An 11,923-nucleotide genomic window follows, 5' to 3' on the forward strand; every position below is an offset into this window, starting at 1 on the left:
CGGTTCGGATGAGAAGTGTGAACGCGCGCCAACAGAAAACGGGCAAAGGACTTGGCGCGCCCGTTCTGTGTAACGCCAGTTGCCCTGCGGCTCAAGCCTCGGCGGTGGCAAGCATCGCCAACGCGGCAGCGTGAATGTCGGGGTTGGCGGCGGCGATGACCCGGCCACCCAGATGCGCGGGTTCGCCCCGCCAGTTGGTCACGACGCCGCCAGCGGCCTCGATCACCGCGATGGGACCCTGAATGTCATAAGCGCTGAGGCCCGCTTCGATCACCAGGTCGATCTGCCCCGCCGCCAGCAGGCCGAGAGCATAGCAATCGAGCCCGTACCGGGTGAGCTTGACCCGCGCCGCCACGGCCTCGAACGCCGCACGCTCGGTCGGCGTCCCGATCTCGGGGAAGGTGGTAAACAGGATCGCCTGATCGAGATCGTGCGTGTCTCTCGTCGCCAGTTCAACAGTGCCCAAGGGGCCGACCAATTCGGAAACGCGCGATCCGCCATCGCCTTTTGCGCCGATAAAGCGTTCGCGCGTATAGGGTTGATCTATGATTCCGAGTGTCGGACCGTTCTCGTCCGACAGGGCGATCAGGACACCCCAGGTCGGTGTCCCGCTTATGAAGGCGCGGGTGCCGTCAATCGGATCGAGCACCCACTCCCGTCCTGACGTGCCCTCCTGACGCCCGAACTCTTCTCCCCAGATACCATCCTGAGGCCGGTGCAAGGTCAGCAGATCACGCATCGCCTGTTCTGCAGCACGATCCGCCACCGTGACCGGATCAAATCTCGCACTTTCCTTGCTCTGCGCCACAAGCCCGGCCTGCCGGAAATATGGCATGATTGCGGTACGCGCCGCGTCCGCAAGCAGATGCGCAAGGGCAAGGTCTGAAAGTGTCGCAGAGGTCATGGCAGGCAACTGCCAGCCCTCTGCGGGAAATGCAAGCGTGTCTTCGTCCGGATCAATTTTCGGATCAGGCGACGTCGCTCAGCACGCGGGCCAGTTCAAACAACCTGCGGCGCTGGTTCTCCGGGATCGCGTAGTAGGAGCGCACAAGGTCGAGCGCCTCCTTATCACCCATGAGATCGGTCGGGACCATCGACTTGTCACCCTCGGCCCGCTCCGCCTCTTCGAGACCTTCAAAAAAGAAGCTTACCGGAACGTCCAGTGCGTCCGCGATGTCCCAGAGGCGGGATGCGCTGACGCGGTTGGCCCCGGTTTCGTATTTCTGAATCTGCTGAAACTTGATTCCGACCTGCTCGGCCAACTGCTGTTGTGTCATGCCGATCAACCATCGACGGTGACGAACGCGCTTTCCCACATGCACATCTACAGGGTGAGTCATACATTTCTCCTTTTCAAAACTAATTAACATTCAGGCGCGACCGCTGGTTTCAACCATGACGGCTGGCACAGTCAACACGTGCAAGCCCGCCTTGGCCAGACCCGAACCACTCCACGGCGCTGATACTAAGGGCTTTTGAGTTGAATTCAAGACAAGCAACTCCCGGTAAGCGGGAAGTGACTTCTGGCTAAAGTTGTATTTGTGCCTCTTTGGAAACAGATCCTGACGTGACTGCAATTGCCCGGCTTGAGATCAGGCCGACTATCGAATTCCCTGCACGACACGTTTAACTTGTCTTCAACATTCACCTTAAACCTTCGCAAACACAAGGATTTTGATATGCTCGCCTATCACATAGCAACCAAGGGGGGTGTAGCAGAGCTTGCGGAAATCCCGGTTCCCGATCCCGGAACCGGCCAGATCCAGGTCCGCGTGATGGCCTGCGGATTGAACTTCGCCGACCTGCTGACACAAAAAGGCACGTATCAGGATATTCCCGACGCACCGTTTACGCTTGGGATGGAATTGTCGGGAATCGTCACGAAAACAGGCGATTCGGTGGACAATCTCTCAGAGGGTGATCGCGTCGCTGTCTTCTCGGGTCAGGGTGGTTTGGCAGAATTCGGCGTGTTCGACGCCGCGCGCGCAATTACGATTCCCGACAGCATGAGCTTTGATCACGCGGCCGCGTTGCAGATCGCCTATGGCACCAGCCACCTGGCACTGGCGCACCGCGCGCGCCTCCAAGCGGGCGAAACACTGCTGGTCACCGGAGCCGCCGGGGGCGTCGGTCTGACCGCTGTCGAGATCGGCAAGTTGATGGGGGCGACCGTGATTGCCCATGCCCGGGGCGCGGACAAGCTCGATGTCGCGCGCGCGGCGGGTGCGGATCACCTGGTGGAAGATTCCGAGGATCTGCGCGCACGTGTGCTGGACCTGGGCGGGGCCGATGTCGTCTATGATGCGGTCGGCGGCGCCGCCTTCAAGGCTGCATTCAGGGCGTGCAAGCCCGAGGGACGGCTGTTGCCGATCGGCTTTGCCAGCGGCGAAGTGCCGCAAATTCCGGCCAACCACCTGCTGGTCAAGAACCTGTCGGTCCTGGGGTTCTATATCGGTGGCTATATGAAGTTCCGCCCGGACCTCGTGCGCGACAGCTTCCGGCAACTCATCGACTGGCACAGTGCCGGGCGGCTGCATCCGCATGTCAGCCACAGCCTGCCTCTGAGCAAGGTGGCCGAGGGGATGGAACTGCTGCGCAGTCGCAAATCCACCGGCAAGGTGGTGATCCACCCCGACTGAGGCTCAGCCAGCCATCTTCAGCCGCGTGCGCGGCGCCATGTCTGCAAAGGCCACGCGCAACAGCCCTGCCAGCGCCTCGGGCACCTCGCCCGACGCACTGTCTCCGCCGTAGAAATTGATATGGTTCACCGGCAAGGGCGGCAGCGCGCCGCCATGCTGGATCACCTCCAGATGCGGCGGCTGCGTGCCATCCAGAGCGACCATGACCGCGAGGTCCGCCGCCACCGTCGCCTCGATGGTGCGGTCCGAGTCGCTGTCGAGCGCCGAATCCCAGTCGATCCCCGCCCCTTCCAGAGCCCGCAACACGATCGGCCGAAAGCTGCAACTGCGTCCCTGGGCAAGACCCAGAGGATTCTTTCGCCACGCCGCCCCGCCGGGTGCGCCGACCCAGACCAGCGGGACCGAGGTCAGCCCCTCGGCCCCCGACACTATCTCGGCCTCGGTCGTCAGGATCATGTGGCATTCGCCACGCTCGAACCGGGATTTCAGATCGCGACTGTTGCCGGTCACCAGCTGGACCCTCATGCGGGGATAAGCCGCGTGAAACTGCTGCATCACGCGCGGGATCGCCGGATAAACGATGTCATGCGGGACCCCCAGAACGATCTCGCCTTCAAAGGCCTGATCGGTCAGACGCGTGATCAGCTCATCATTCAGGACCACCATACGACGGGCATAGGTCAGAAGCTGTTCGCCGGACGCGGTCAGCGCCACAGTGCGGCCCGTCCGGTCGAGCAGTTCCAGGTCGAGCAGTTCCTCCAGTCGCTTGAGCTGCATAGACACCGCAGATTGGGTCAGGTTCAAAACCCCGGCCGCGCGGGTCACACCACCGGTATCGGCGACAGCCACGAATGAGCGCAGCGTGGTTATATCGAGATTTCGCATATCACATTCCCTGATGCGTGTCCTAACAAACATTGGCTTTCATCATGGATCATAGTTGCACATACATCAAGGCAATTGATCGAACGGCGACAATCCATCGCAAACATGAAAGGACACGGATCATGGCCAATATTTCCATACCCGCTCATCTGCGCCGCTCGCGCAGCACACTCATGTCCCGGATGGCGCGGCGGCTGGGTCTCTGGCGACAGCGCCGGGCGCTCGCGCGGCTCGATGACGCGGCCCTCGAAGATATCGGCGTCACCCGCCGCGAAGCCGAGGCAGAAGCCCGCCGTCCGGTGTGGGATGCACCGGCAAACTGGCGTCTCTGAGCCTGCGGAACGCCATCGGCGCAAACGCTTCCGTCCCGCCGCAGGTTTACTCGAATTTCCGCAATCGATTCCGTCGGATTCACTTGAAAAAGCCCGCTGCGGGTACAATATTCGAAGAGAAAGCTGTCGGACCGATCCGGCGGCACCTTTTTGATATGAACGGAGACCTTGAATGGCTGAATTCGACACGAGTCACATGACAGGCCGGACTGCTGCCGGTGTGCGCAGTGCGGCGATCGACGAAGGCCTGCGTGCGCACATGAACAAGGTCTACGGCACGATGTCCGTAGGCATGCTGATCACGTTCGCCGCCGCCTGGGCCCTGTCCGGCCTTGCGGTGAGCAGTGTACCGACCGCATACCAGATCGGCGCAGATCAGTATCTGACCGGACTCGGCGCTGCACTGTATACATCGCCCCTGAAATGGGTGGTGATGTTTGCGCCGCTCGCCTTTGTTTTCGGCTTCAGCGCCGGGATCAACCGTATGTCGGCCGCCACCGCGCAGACCGTGTTCTACGTGTTTGCCGCCGTGATGGGCGTTTCGATCAGCTCGATCTTCCTCGTCTTCACGGGCTACTCGATCATGCAGGTGTTCCTGATCACCGCGATCGCGTTCGCCGGCCTGTCGCTCTGGGGTTATACCACCAAGAAAGACATCTCCGGCTGGGGCAGCTTCCTGATCATGGGCGTGATCGGCCTGATCGTGGCCTCGATCGTGAACATCTTCTGGCCGATGCCCGGACTGTCCTTCGCGATCTCGATCCTCGGTGTGCTGATCTTTGCAGGCCTGACCGCGTACGACACCCAGAACATCAAGAACACCTATGTGCAGATGGCGCATTCCGGTGACACCGAATGGCTGGGCAAAGCCGCGATCATGGGTGCCCTGAACCTGTATCTCGACTTCATCAACATGTTCATGTTCCTGCTGCAACTCTTGGGGAATCGAGAGTAACCGTCCCTACAGCACCGCTTGAGCCTGCCAAGACGCTGTCTTGGCAGGCTTTTTTGTTTCTTAGACATCTTCTCTTGAGACCGCGAGACTAATTCACGTACCGGCTGGCGCCTGTAGGATCAGCGATGTGCTGTTCCGGGTACTGAAGCAGGATGTCTTCGGTGATGGCATCGTTGGTGGTTGAAAAGGACCCTCGCCCCCAAAACCGGCAGCCCCAGTAGTGGACCTGTTACGATTTGGTGCCGCTCCGATTGCCCACTTAAGCGGCCATTCTTTCGAAAGCCAAGGGGGTTTTCCAGCTCAGGGCTGAGTGGCGTCTGCGTGGATTGTAGAACCCGTTTATGTATTCGAAGATGGCGATCTCGGCATCGCGGCGTGTTCGCCAGGACCGTTGCCAAAGTAGCTCAGCCTTGATCGTCTTGAAGAAAGTCTCAACCGCCGCGTTGTCGTAGCAATTGCCAGTGCCGCTCATCGACATCTGGACCCCATGCTTTCGCAGGAGCTTCTGATAATCGTGAGAACAATATTGGCTGCCGCGGTCCGTGTGATGAATGCATCCTTGGGGCGGTTGCCGCAGAGCCACAGCCATCTTAAATGCCCGGATGGCGAGATCACGCTTCATCCGATTGCTGACAGCCCAGCCGATCACCCGCCGAGAATGCAGATCAAGGATAACGGCAAGGTAGAGCCATCCTTCTCGGGTCCAGACATAGCTAATGTCACCGGCCCACTTCTGGTTCGGCTGATCTGCGCGGAAGTCCCGGTTCAATAGGTTGGGTGCTATGTTGAATGCGTGGTTGCTATCGGTCGTCACCTTGTGTTTGCGGGTTCTGACGACGGATATGCCGTTCTCTTGCATCAAACGGACAACACGGCGATGCCCAAAATCAAAGCCAAGCTCCTTCAGCTCTTCGGTCATGCGGCGCCTGCCAAGTCCTACCCTTACTACCTATGCGACACGAAAGGTTGCAACTCCTACTGCAAGTCCATTCGCCGCGCTGATATCGAAGAGGGCTTCGAGTCGCTCCTGCGGAACATGACGCCGTCGCGCAGCCTGCTCAGCGTCGCCCGCAAGATGTTTGCCGATCTGTGGGACGACCGACTGGTACGGGCGGAAGCTGACGAACAGGACCTGAAAAGCGCCTCGGTGAAATCGAGCGCCAGAGTGACGCGCTGCTCGCCCGAATCGTGGAGACAGAGAGCGTTCCTGTCATCACGGCATATGAGAAAAAAGATCGGTGCGCTCAGTGCGTATTCCAAAACCACTCGGCATCCTGTCCATGCTTGATACGGCACCCTGTCCATAATGAAGCAGCAGACAAACAACGACACGGGCACAGGCTATCATACAGCGGATCAGGGGCGAGATGAGCCAGCCCCGGCCCGCTCTCCATAAGAAGGGCCGTAGGGACGGGGCTGGCGGCGGTCGAATTTAGGAGGTCACCCATCCGCTCAGAGCAGTATCCTTTTACTACGCAAGCCTCGCCGCATAGGGCCACGCCGTAGCGCTTACGGATCCCGGACTACAAGATCAACAGCGTCGAGGATCTGCTACCGTGGAAATGGAGCCCGTAGCGGTCAGACCGGACGGTTACCGAAATAGGCCGAGGCTCTGTGGAAACTCGTCGGGTTGTGGCTATCGTTGGCTACTTGGCAGATGCTGGCTTTCAGGTGAGGGATAGTGTTCTTGTAGATCACTGCGGGATTGCGGCCATCAAGCCTCGGATGCCGATGAGTGCGACCATACCTTCGACCGGCTTTAACAGGCCGCTGAAAAAGATCTCAGTCGCGCGCCTGTCGGCTCGCTCGTCAGGCTCCAATGCGCTGGATTTTCATCAGCTCAACGAGAGGGCCCGAAAAATGACGCCCCTTAGCGTCGAAAAGGCGATGGCCGGATTTTTTCAGCGGCCTTCTAAGGGACTGTTTTTGCAGAGGCTTGCGCCAGTACGTTCTGAACAAAACGTACCGAATATGTCTGGGCCGATAAGGACATCATCAGGAACGCGACAATCAAGATGACACCGAAGGTGGCGGCACTTTTTCATCTTGGGAGACCCAATAGACAACTGGGGTAAGGATATCGTTCTCATCGACCGCCTCGACCGGCATCATGGCGACAAGCCTCCGTTTTGAGCGGCGCGGTGTACCTTGTAACGTAACATAAGGCCCAAACTGGCCTGCACTACCCGGCGGGGCGCTACGGTGCCCCGCCTTATTGCTGTTCTAAAACCTTCAGAGCTAAGTTACGGTTACAAGTTACAAAATAGTCAGCGGCAGGTAGATTTGCTACGGAATATTAAGGACGTTAGAGGAGCGCACAGGGTGCCTTAGGCTATGGCGCAGGGTTTTGTGCAGCACACCCCTTAGGTGGGGCCTGTGCGGCCCGCTCTGGGCCTCTCCCGTCTGTTTGCGCTGGGCTGGGCCGTTATGGGTTGCACCAACGCGCCGGACCATCACCGCGCCTAATTAACGCTCAGCGATTCGGTCTGCCAGCTCCCGCGTTCGGGGAAGTATCGGATCGTGCCGGTAAACGTGCCCCTCAGCATCGCCCCGAATCCATTTTGGGCGTCGAAGTGCCCGTTCACTCGGTATAAACAATCGCCAAGATGGCCCGTCCCGGCGTCATAGCGCCAAGGGAACTCTGCTGTAGAAGGCGCAGCCAACGGATAAATACTCCGACGAAGGTCGTTCCCTGTTTCTTCAATTCACTGCTGCTCATAACGGCTCCTCTACTAACGAAATCGGCCACCAGAGTTTCCTCTGGCAGCCGGGGAGTTAGTAAGCCGCCCGTAGACAACCGCGCTGGCCTTTAGGCCGAAGCCCTGGACATACGCCAGTGCCTCCCCGACCATAAGGTTCGAGGAGGTGCATTACGGTCTGCACCGACCGCTACGGGAGGGGTTACTACGCCCCGAGATCGGCCATTTTCGCCAATCCTGAGTGCAGCCTAGCCCGAATGTCTAAAAATCGAAAGTGCAATCGTCACCTTGCGGCCATACTGAAGGCGTTGATTCCAGTGCTAAAATCGGGGTGACGTCTGAGAAGGGTGGTGCCGCTGATAGGACTCGAACCTACGACCCCATCATTACGAATGACGTGCTCTACCAGCTGAGCTACAGCGGCATCCTTCTCTTTCTGCGGCCCTACTATGGCCCTACTAGTTACTCCGCGCCTTCTCTAACTCACTGGTCTTGAACGTCAATCGCGGATGGACCCGCTACTTACGAAAGACCTGCTCTACCAGCTGAGCTATTGAGGCGACGGACGCTCCGTTTATAGGCTGAACGCCTGTCGCGCAAGGGAGAATCAGAACGGGATTTCCTCTTCGCCATCATCAGGAAGCTCAAACCCGAACAGCCCAGCGCGCGGCGGTTCGGGCCAGTTCGAGTCGAACCAATCCGTCTTGATCTTGTAATTGTATGCATAGGGATAACGCGGAGGTTGTCGGGGACGAACCTCACAGACTTCATGGCAGCTTACAACTTCGCGCGCTGTCTCAAGACCCTCAACGGGCTCACACTCTACGAATACATCTGCAAGGTCTGGACCATCAGAGCCAGACAGATTCATCCTAAATCCGATCCACCAGATGCCGGGACTGAACACCTTGTGTGTCTCGGGTCTGCTACATTAGCCCCATCGCGGCTCCCGGCCAGGAGCTGCGATGGGGTGGGATACAGCGCTGAACACCTTGTGGCCTGACCACGATCGCTAGCAGGCGATCCCGCCTCTCTTCACCGTCTCGAACAGTTGACGGCGGCCCGTTTTTCGGGACCGCGAAGCATAAGGAAGAGAGTGTGATATGATACCAGCAGCAGCCGTGATCGGCATAGATGTTTCCCGCGATTGGCTCGACGGTTTTATGCGTCGAACGGGCGACGGCTCCGCCTGCCCAACACCCCAGCAGGCCATGCGCAACTTCTCACGCCGATCCAGGATTTGTCCCAGCCAGCGCGGGTCGGATTTGAGGCAACGGGCGGTCAGGAATGGCTGCTCTGGTCTACGTTTGTCGCGGCCGGGTGGAGGCTGTGCAACTACCACCGGCACAAATCAAGGCCTTTGCCCTTTCCCGGGGCACACGGGCAAAGACCGACCGGATCGATGCCGAGCTCATCGCGCGGTTCATGCTGTTCAGGCCTGAAGTCGGGCGGAAACTGCCGGGAGAGAACCTGCGTGTTCTCAGAGCTTTAACTACACGCAGAGCTCAAGTGGTAGAGATGCGTAAACGGCTTTCTGCACAGATAGCGGCGCGTAGGAAACAACACATTTCTGCCGATCTCGAGGATATGGACGCCAACCTCCTGGCAATGCTGGACTGACGTGCCCCCCACTGGTCCCTCGTTCATGACGAGAGTCTGCGGGTTTGATTTTGGTAGTCGTCGGTTTCGGGCTTGGCAAGCGCGCCTGGCGCGGAGCCCTCAAATTGCTCAAGCGTCCGGCGCGCTTCGGCCGGTGTTTTGTTCCCGAGCGATGAGTGCGGCCTGACGGTGTTGTAATCGTAACGCCAGAGCGCCAGCTTCCGGCGGGCGTCGTCCAGGGTGTCAAATGTCTCCTCGTTCAGCAGTTCGTCGCGCAGGCTGCCGTTGAATGGCTCGATAAAGGCGTTCTGCTGCGGCTTCCCTGGGTCGATATAGTGCCACGGAATTGCGTTCTGATCGGCCCACCTCGGAATGGCCCGGCTCGTGAACTCTGTCCCCCTCGCCGTTGTCTCTCGAACCAATGGCGTTCCAATGGTTCGATCGCTGACTATGAATCCGGGTTTACCGTAGATCCGCACCAGCGCATCCAGCTCACGCGCGACACGCGCGCCGGAGATGCTGGTGTCAGCAATCAGGCACAGGTTTTCGCGACTGCAATCGTCTATCACTGCCAGGATGCGGAATTTCCGGGACGCCCCGAAGCTGTCAGCCAGGAAGTCCAGCGACCCGCGCGCATTGGGATGCGCCGCCCGATCTCAATCCGGTCGAAATCAATTGGGCGCGAACCCATAGCGTTCGCGCCCTCATATTCTACGAACTCAAGGCCCACCTGAGGCGCATCCGCGAACGGGTGGCACGGCTTGGAACCCAAGTCGCAACGACCGCACGCCATGTCGTCTACTCATGTCAATCCCCGGAGTTGGTGCGATCACGGCAACGTCTTTCGTCACGGTCATTGAAGATCCATGCAACTCAAAAAATCGCGTTCTGTTGGTGCTTAGGTCGGGTTGACGACACGGCGACACCAATCAGCAGAGGTTGACTATGACGGTCACATTTCCCGACGTAGAGACAAACAGCTGCGATGGCTGCTCTACGAGGCCGCATCGACCATCCTGACCCGCATCGCAGCTGAAAGCAACTTGCGCAGATGGGGCCTCGGGCTGCGCGAAATGGTCGGTTTCAAACGCGCCGCCGTTGCCATGGCGCGCAAGCTCGCCGTGATAATGTATGCGATGCTGAAATCCGGGGAAGTCTTCGATCCACAGATATGAGCCGCCATGAAGCCTGCGAGGTGCGTTCGCAGCTGGTCGTGGCTATCGTAGTGGAAGCGCTTGACGGTGACCTCCTTGATCGTGCGGTTCATTCGCTCGACTTGACCGTTCGTCCATGGGTTGTTGGGCTTGGTCAGCCTTCCATTCCAAAGAAAGGATCGCACCATCAAACCGTAGGATCAAACACCTAGACCTAGCCTAGATCGTAACCGGCCGCTCTGGGCCGCCTTCTGAGCATGGTCGCAAGATCTTAGGCTACCGTCGTTACCGACGTCGTATTGACAGGGAGATCGGATGCGGCAGGGTAAAGTGCTGGGTGTGGAACGCCGCCGACGGTGGTCGGATGAGAAGAAGCTGGCGATCCTTGGGAAGGTTGGCTTGTCCGGGCGGACCGTTGCGGATGTCGCGCGGGAGGAAGACCTGACGCGACAGCACATCTACCAGTGGCGGCAGGAGTTGCGGCGCAAGGGAATTTGGCCGCGATCTGAGGAAACGGTGTTCTTGCCGGTGGACCTTTCTCCGGTTCTGGAACCAGAGCTGAGATCGGCGGTGGAGGCGCCGGAGTCCGCGGTGGAGATCGTGCTGCGCAATGGTCGCCGGCTTCTGTGCAGTGGCGGCATAGAGGATCATTATTTGGCGCGGCTGATCCGGTTGGTGGAGACGGCATGATCGGCCCCGGCACAAGTGTGCGGGTCTACCTGGCCTGTGGCGCGACCGACATGAGGAAGGGGATTGCAGGTCTCGCGGCCCTTACTCAGGACGTGCTCCGTCAGAAGCCGACCGGTGGCGCGGTTTTCGCCTTTCGCGGGCGCATGGATGACAGAGTCAAACTTTTGTATTGGGACGGCCAGGGCTTCTGTCTTTATTGCAAGGTCCTGTCCCGTGGGCGTTTTCCCTGGCCCTCGGCCAGTGACGGGGTGGCCCGGCTGACCTCGGCGCAGTTGGCAATGCTCTGGGAAGGAATTGACTGGAGACGGCCAGACTGGGGCGCGCCGCCGGCCCGGGTTGGCTGATTATCTGACTGTTTTTGCTTATTTTATTAATCATTCCGAGGAGTCGTGATAGACAGGCGCATGACCTCCGCCACCGCCCAATTGCCCGACGATCCGGTCGCCCTGAAGGCGATGATCGTTGCTTTGCAGGCGGAGAATGCGCAGGTGGAAGAGACGATCGCGCGGCTGAAGGCCAGCCTGCGGGCTCACGAGGCACTGGTGCAGGCGCTGCGGCTGCGGATCGCCCGGCTGAAGAAGCAGCGGTTCGGCCAGAGTTCGGAGAAGATCGAGCGGGAGATCGAGCAACTGGAACTGGCGCTCGAGAACCTCGAGGTGAGCCAGGCCAGCGGTGAGGCCGAGATGCCACCCGAAGAGGATGACGAGGTCACCGCGTCGGTCGCCGAGGGCAAGACGGTCGCCATCCCGCGCCGTCGCAAGCCGCGGGTGACGGCCGCGACGCCGCGCGAGCGCATCGTGCTCGATCCCGGCGACAGTTGCCCCGACTACGGCGGCGCCCTGCGCCTGATCGGCGAAGATGTCAGTGAGATTCTCGATCTGATCGCCGCCAAGCTGAAGGTGGTCGAGACGGCCCGGTTGAAGAAGTCCTGCCGGCGCTGCGAGAAGATCACCCAACTGCCGGCGCCGTC

At 59.6% G+C, this 11,923-nt stretch carries 12 protein-coding genes, 1 tRNA gene and 5 pseudogenes; 10 read left to right on the top strand and 8 right to left on the bottom strand.

Features of this window, described 5'->3' with window-relative positions:
- Positions 1-91: 91 nt before the first annotated feature.
- Both hisN and AB9K34_RS23870 read right to left on the bottom strand, forming a co-directional pair.
- Entirely contained in the window at positions 92-904 is an 813-nt protein-coding gene (hisN, locus tag AB9K34_RS23865) for a histidinol-phosphatase (RefSeq protein WP_369957257.1), read from the bottom strand.
- Between the two features lie 64 nt (positions 905-968).
- The gene (locus AB9K34_RS23870) at positions 969-1,340 is read right to left on the bottom strand and encodes a helix-turn-helix domain-containing protein (RefSeq protein WP_369957259.1); all 372 of its coding nucleotides are present in this window, start codon (positions 1,338-1,340) and stop codon (positions 969-971) included.
- A 339-nt stretch (positions 1,341-1,679) separates the two neighbouring features.
- Here AB9K34_RS23870 and AB9K34_RS23875 point away from each other — a divergent pair, with 339 nt between their 5' ends.
- Complete coding sequence (locus AB9K34_RS23875) at positions 1,680-2,639, top strand: NADPH:quinone oxidoreductase family protein (protein WP_369957261.1); 960 nt, start codon at positions 1,680-1,682, stop codon at positions 2,637-2,639.
- 3 nt (positions 2,640-2,642) lie between these two features.
- Here AB9K34_RS23875 and AB9K34_RS23880 read toward each other — a convergent pair whose 3' ends face one another.
- Positions 2,643-3,524, bottom strand: a complete 882-nt coding sequence (locus tag AB9K34_RS23880; protein ID WP_369957263.1) for a LysR family transcriptional regulator — start codon at positions 3,522-3,524, stop codon at positions 2,643-2,645.
- Between the two features lie 122 nt (positions 3,525-3,646).
- Between AB9K34_RS23880 and AB9K34_RS23885 the strand changes: the two genes are divergently transcribed.
- Together AB9K34_RS23885 and AB9K34_RS23890 are read left to right on the top strand one after the other, a co-directional pair.
- Positions 3,647-3,856, top strand: a complete 210-nt coding sequence (locus AB9K34_RS23885; protein ID WP_369957265.1) for a DUF1127 domain-containing protein — start codon at positions 3,647-3,649, stop codon at positions 3,854-3,856.
- Between the two features lie 172 nt (positions 3,857-4,028).
- The gene (locus AB9K34_RS23890) at positions 4,029-4,811 is read left to right on the top strand and encodes a Bax inhibitor-1 family protein (protein ID WP_369957267.1); all 783 of its coding nucleotides are present in this window, start codon (positions 4,029-4,031) and stop codon (positions 4,809-4,811) included.
- Positions 4,812-5,070: 259 nt separating this feature from the next.
- Here AB9K34_RS23890 and AB9K34_RS23895 read toward each other — a convergent pair.
- Positions 5,071-5,742: pseudogene (locus AB9K34_RS23895) on the bottom strand (IS3 family transposase); the annotation flags it as partial.
- On the opposite strand from AB9K34_RS23895, the gene AB9K34_RS23900 reads away from it, so the two are divergent.
- Complete coding sequence (locus tag AB9K34_RS23900) at positions 5,689-6,099, top strand: hypothetical protein (RefSeq protein ID WP_369957268.1); 411 nt, start codon at positions 5,689-5,691, stop codon at positions 6,097-6,099. The pseudogene AB9K34_RS23895 and the gene AB9K34_RS23900 sit on opposite strands and share 54 nt — an antisense overlap.
- A gap of 1,293 nt (positions 6,100-7,392) precedes the next feature.
- Here AB9K34_RS23900 and AB9K34_RS23905 read toward each other — a convergent pair.
- Complete coding sequence (locus tag AB9K34_RS23905; RefSeq protein ID WP_369957270.1) at positions 7,393-7,530, bottom strand: hypothetical protein; 138 nt, start codon at positions 7,528-7,530, stop codon at positions 7,393-7,395.
- A gap of 328 nt (positions 7,531-7,858) precedes the next feature.
- Positions 7,859-7,934 (bottom strand) — tRNA-Thr (locus AB9K34_RS23910).
- 330 nt (positions 7,935-8,264) lie between these two features.
- Between AB9K34_RS23910 and AB9K34_RS23915 the strand changes: the two are divergent.
- Positions 8,265-8,445, top strand: a pseudogene (locus AB9K34_RS23915) (hypothetical protein); the annotation flags it as partial.
- Between the two features lie 352 nt (positions 8,446-8,797).
- On the top strand, positions 8,798-9,130 hold the full coding sequence (locus AB9K34_RS23920) for a transposase (RefSeq protein WP_369957271.1): 333 nt from the start codon (positions 8,798-8,800) through the stop codon (positions 9,128-9,130).
- 23 nt (positions 9,131-9,153) lie between these two features.
- On the opposite strand, the pseudogene AB9K34_RS23925 reads toward AB9K34_RS23920, so the two are convergent.
- A pseudogene (locus AB9K34_RS23925) lies at positions 9,154-9,759 on the bottom strand (integrase core domain-containing protein); the annotation flags it as partial.
- A gap of 89 nt (positions 9,760-9,848) precedes the next feature.
- Here AB9K34_RS23925 and AB9K34_RS23930 point away from each other — a divergent pair.
- Positions 9,849-10,284 (top strand): annotated as a pseudogene (locus AB9K34_RS23930) (transposase); the annotation flags it as partial.
- Here AB9K34_RS23930 and AB9K34_RS23935 read toward each other — a convergent pair.
- A pseudogene (locus AB9K34_RS23935) lies at positions 10,281-10,424 on the bottom strand (integrase core domain-containing protein); the annotation flags it as partial. The pseudogenes AB9K34_RS23930 and AB9K34_RS23935 overlap by 4 nt on opposite strands.
- A 154-nt stretch (positions 10,425-10,578) precedes the next feature.
- Here AB9K34_RS23935 and AB9K34_RS23940 point away from each other — a divergent pair.
- From AB9K34_RS23940 to AB9K34_RS23950, 3 genes are all read left to right on the top strand, one after another.
- Entirely contained in the window at positions 10,579-10,953 is a 375-nt protein-coding gene (locus AB9K34_RS23940) for a transposase (RefSeq protein WP_369957273.1), read from the top strand.
- Entirely contained in the window at positions 10,950-11,297 is a 348-nt protein-coding gene (gene tnpB / locus AB9K34_RS23945) for an IS66 family insertion sequence element accessory protein TnpB (RefSeq protein ID WP_369957274.1), read from the top strand. The genes AB9K34_RS23940 and tnpB overlap by 4 nt, the downstream gene beginning before the upstream one ends.
- Before the next feature lie 60 nt (positions 11,298-11,357).
- Positions 11,358-11,923: IS66 family transposase zinc-finger binding domain-containing protein (locus AB9K34_RS23950; RefSeq protein ID WP_369957276.1), on the top strand; the 566-nt coding region annotated here is incomplete at its 3' end.

Origin of the sequence: Sedimentitalea sp. XS_ASV28, assembly GCF_041224545.1 — a bacterium.
Classification (GTDB): Bacteria; Pseudomonadota; Alphaproteobacteria; order Rhodobacterales; family Rhodobacteraceae; genus Sedimentitalea.

Coding starts and splice junctions, on each gene's coding strand:
- hisN (WP_369957257.1), bottom strand. CDS start 904: ATGACCTCTGCGACACTTTCAGACCTTGCCCTTGCGCATCTGCTTGCG.
- AB9K34_RS23870 (WP_369957259.1), bottom strand. CDS start 1,340: ATGACTCACCCTGTAGATGTGCATGTGGGAAAGCGCGTTCGTCACCGT.
- AB9K34_RS23875 (WP_369957261.1), top strand. CDS start 1,680: ATGCTCGCCTATCACATAGCAACCAAGGGGGGTGTAGCAGAGCTTGCG.
- AB9K34_RS23880 (WP_369957263.1), bottom strand. CDS start 3,524: ATGCGAAATCTCGATATAACCACGCTGCGCTCATTCGTGGCTGTCGCC.
- AB9K34_RS23885 (WP_369957265.1), top strand. CDS start 3,647: ATGGCCAATATTTCCATACCCGCTCATCTGCGCCGCTCGCGCAGCACA.
- AB9K34_RS23890 (WP_369957267.1), top strand. CDS start 4,029: ATGGCTGAATTCGACACGAGTCACATGACAGGCCGGACTGCTGCCGGT.
- AB9K34_RS23900 (WP_369957268.1), top strand. CDS start 5,689: ATGCCCAAAATCAAAGCCAAGCTCCTTCAGCTCTTCGGTCATGCGGCG.
- AB9K34_RS23905 (WP_369957270.1), bottom strand. CDS start 7,530: ATGAGCAGCAGTGAATTGAAGAAACAGGGAACGACCTTCGTCGGAGTA.
- AB9K34_RS23920 (WP_369957271.1), top strand. CDS start 8,798: ATGGCTGCTCTGGTCTACGTTTGTCGCGGCCGGGTGGAGGCTGTGCAA.
- AB9K34_RS23940 (WP_369957273.1), top strand. CDS start 10,579: ATGCGGCAGGGTAAAGTGCTGGGTGTGGAACGCCGCCGACGGTGGTCG.
- tnpB (WP_369957274.1), top strand. CDS start 10,950: ATGATCGGCCCCGGCACAAGTGTGCGGGTCTACCTGGCCTGTGGCGCG.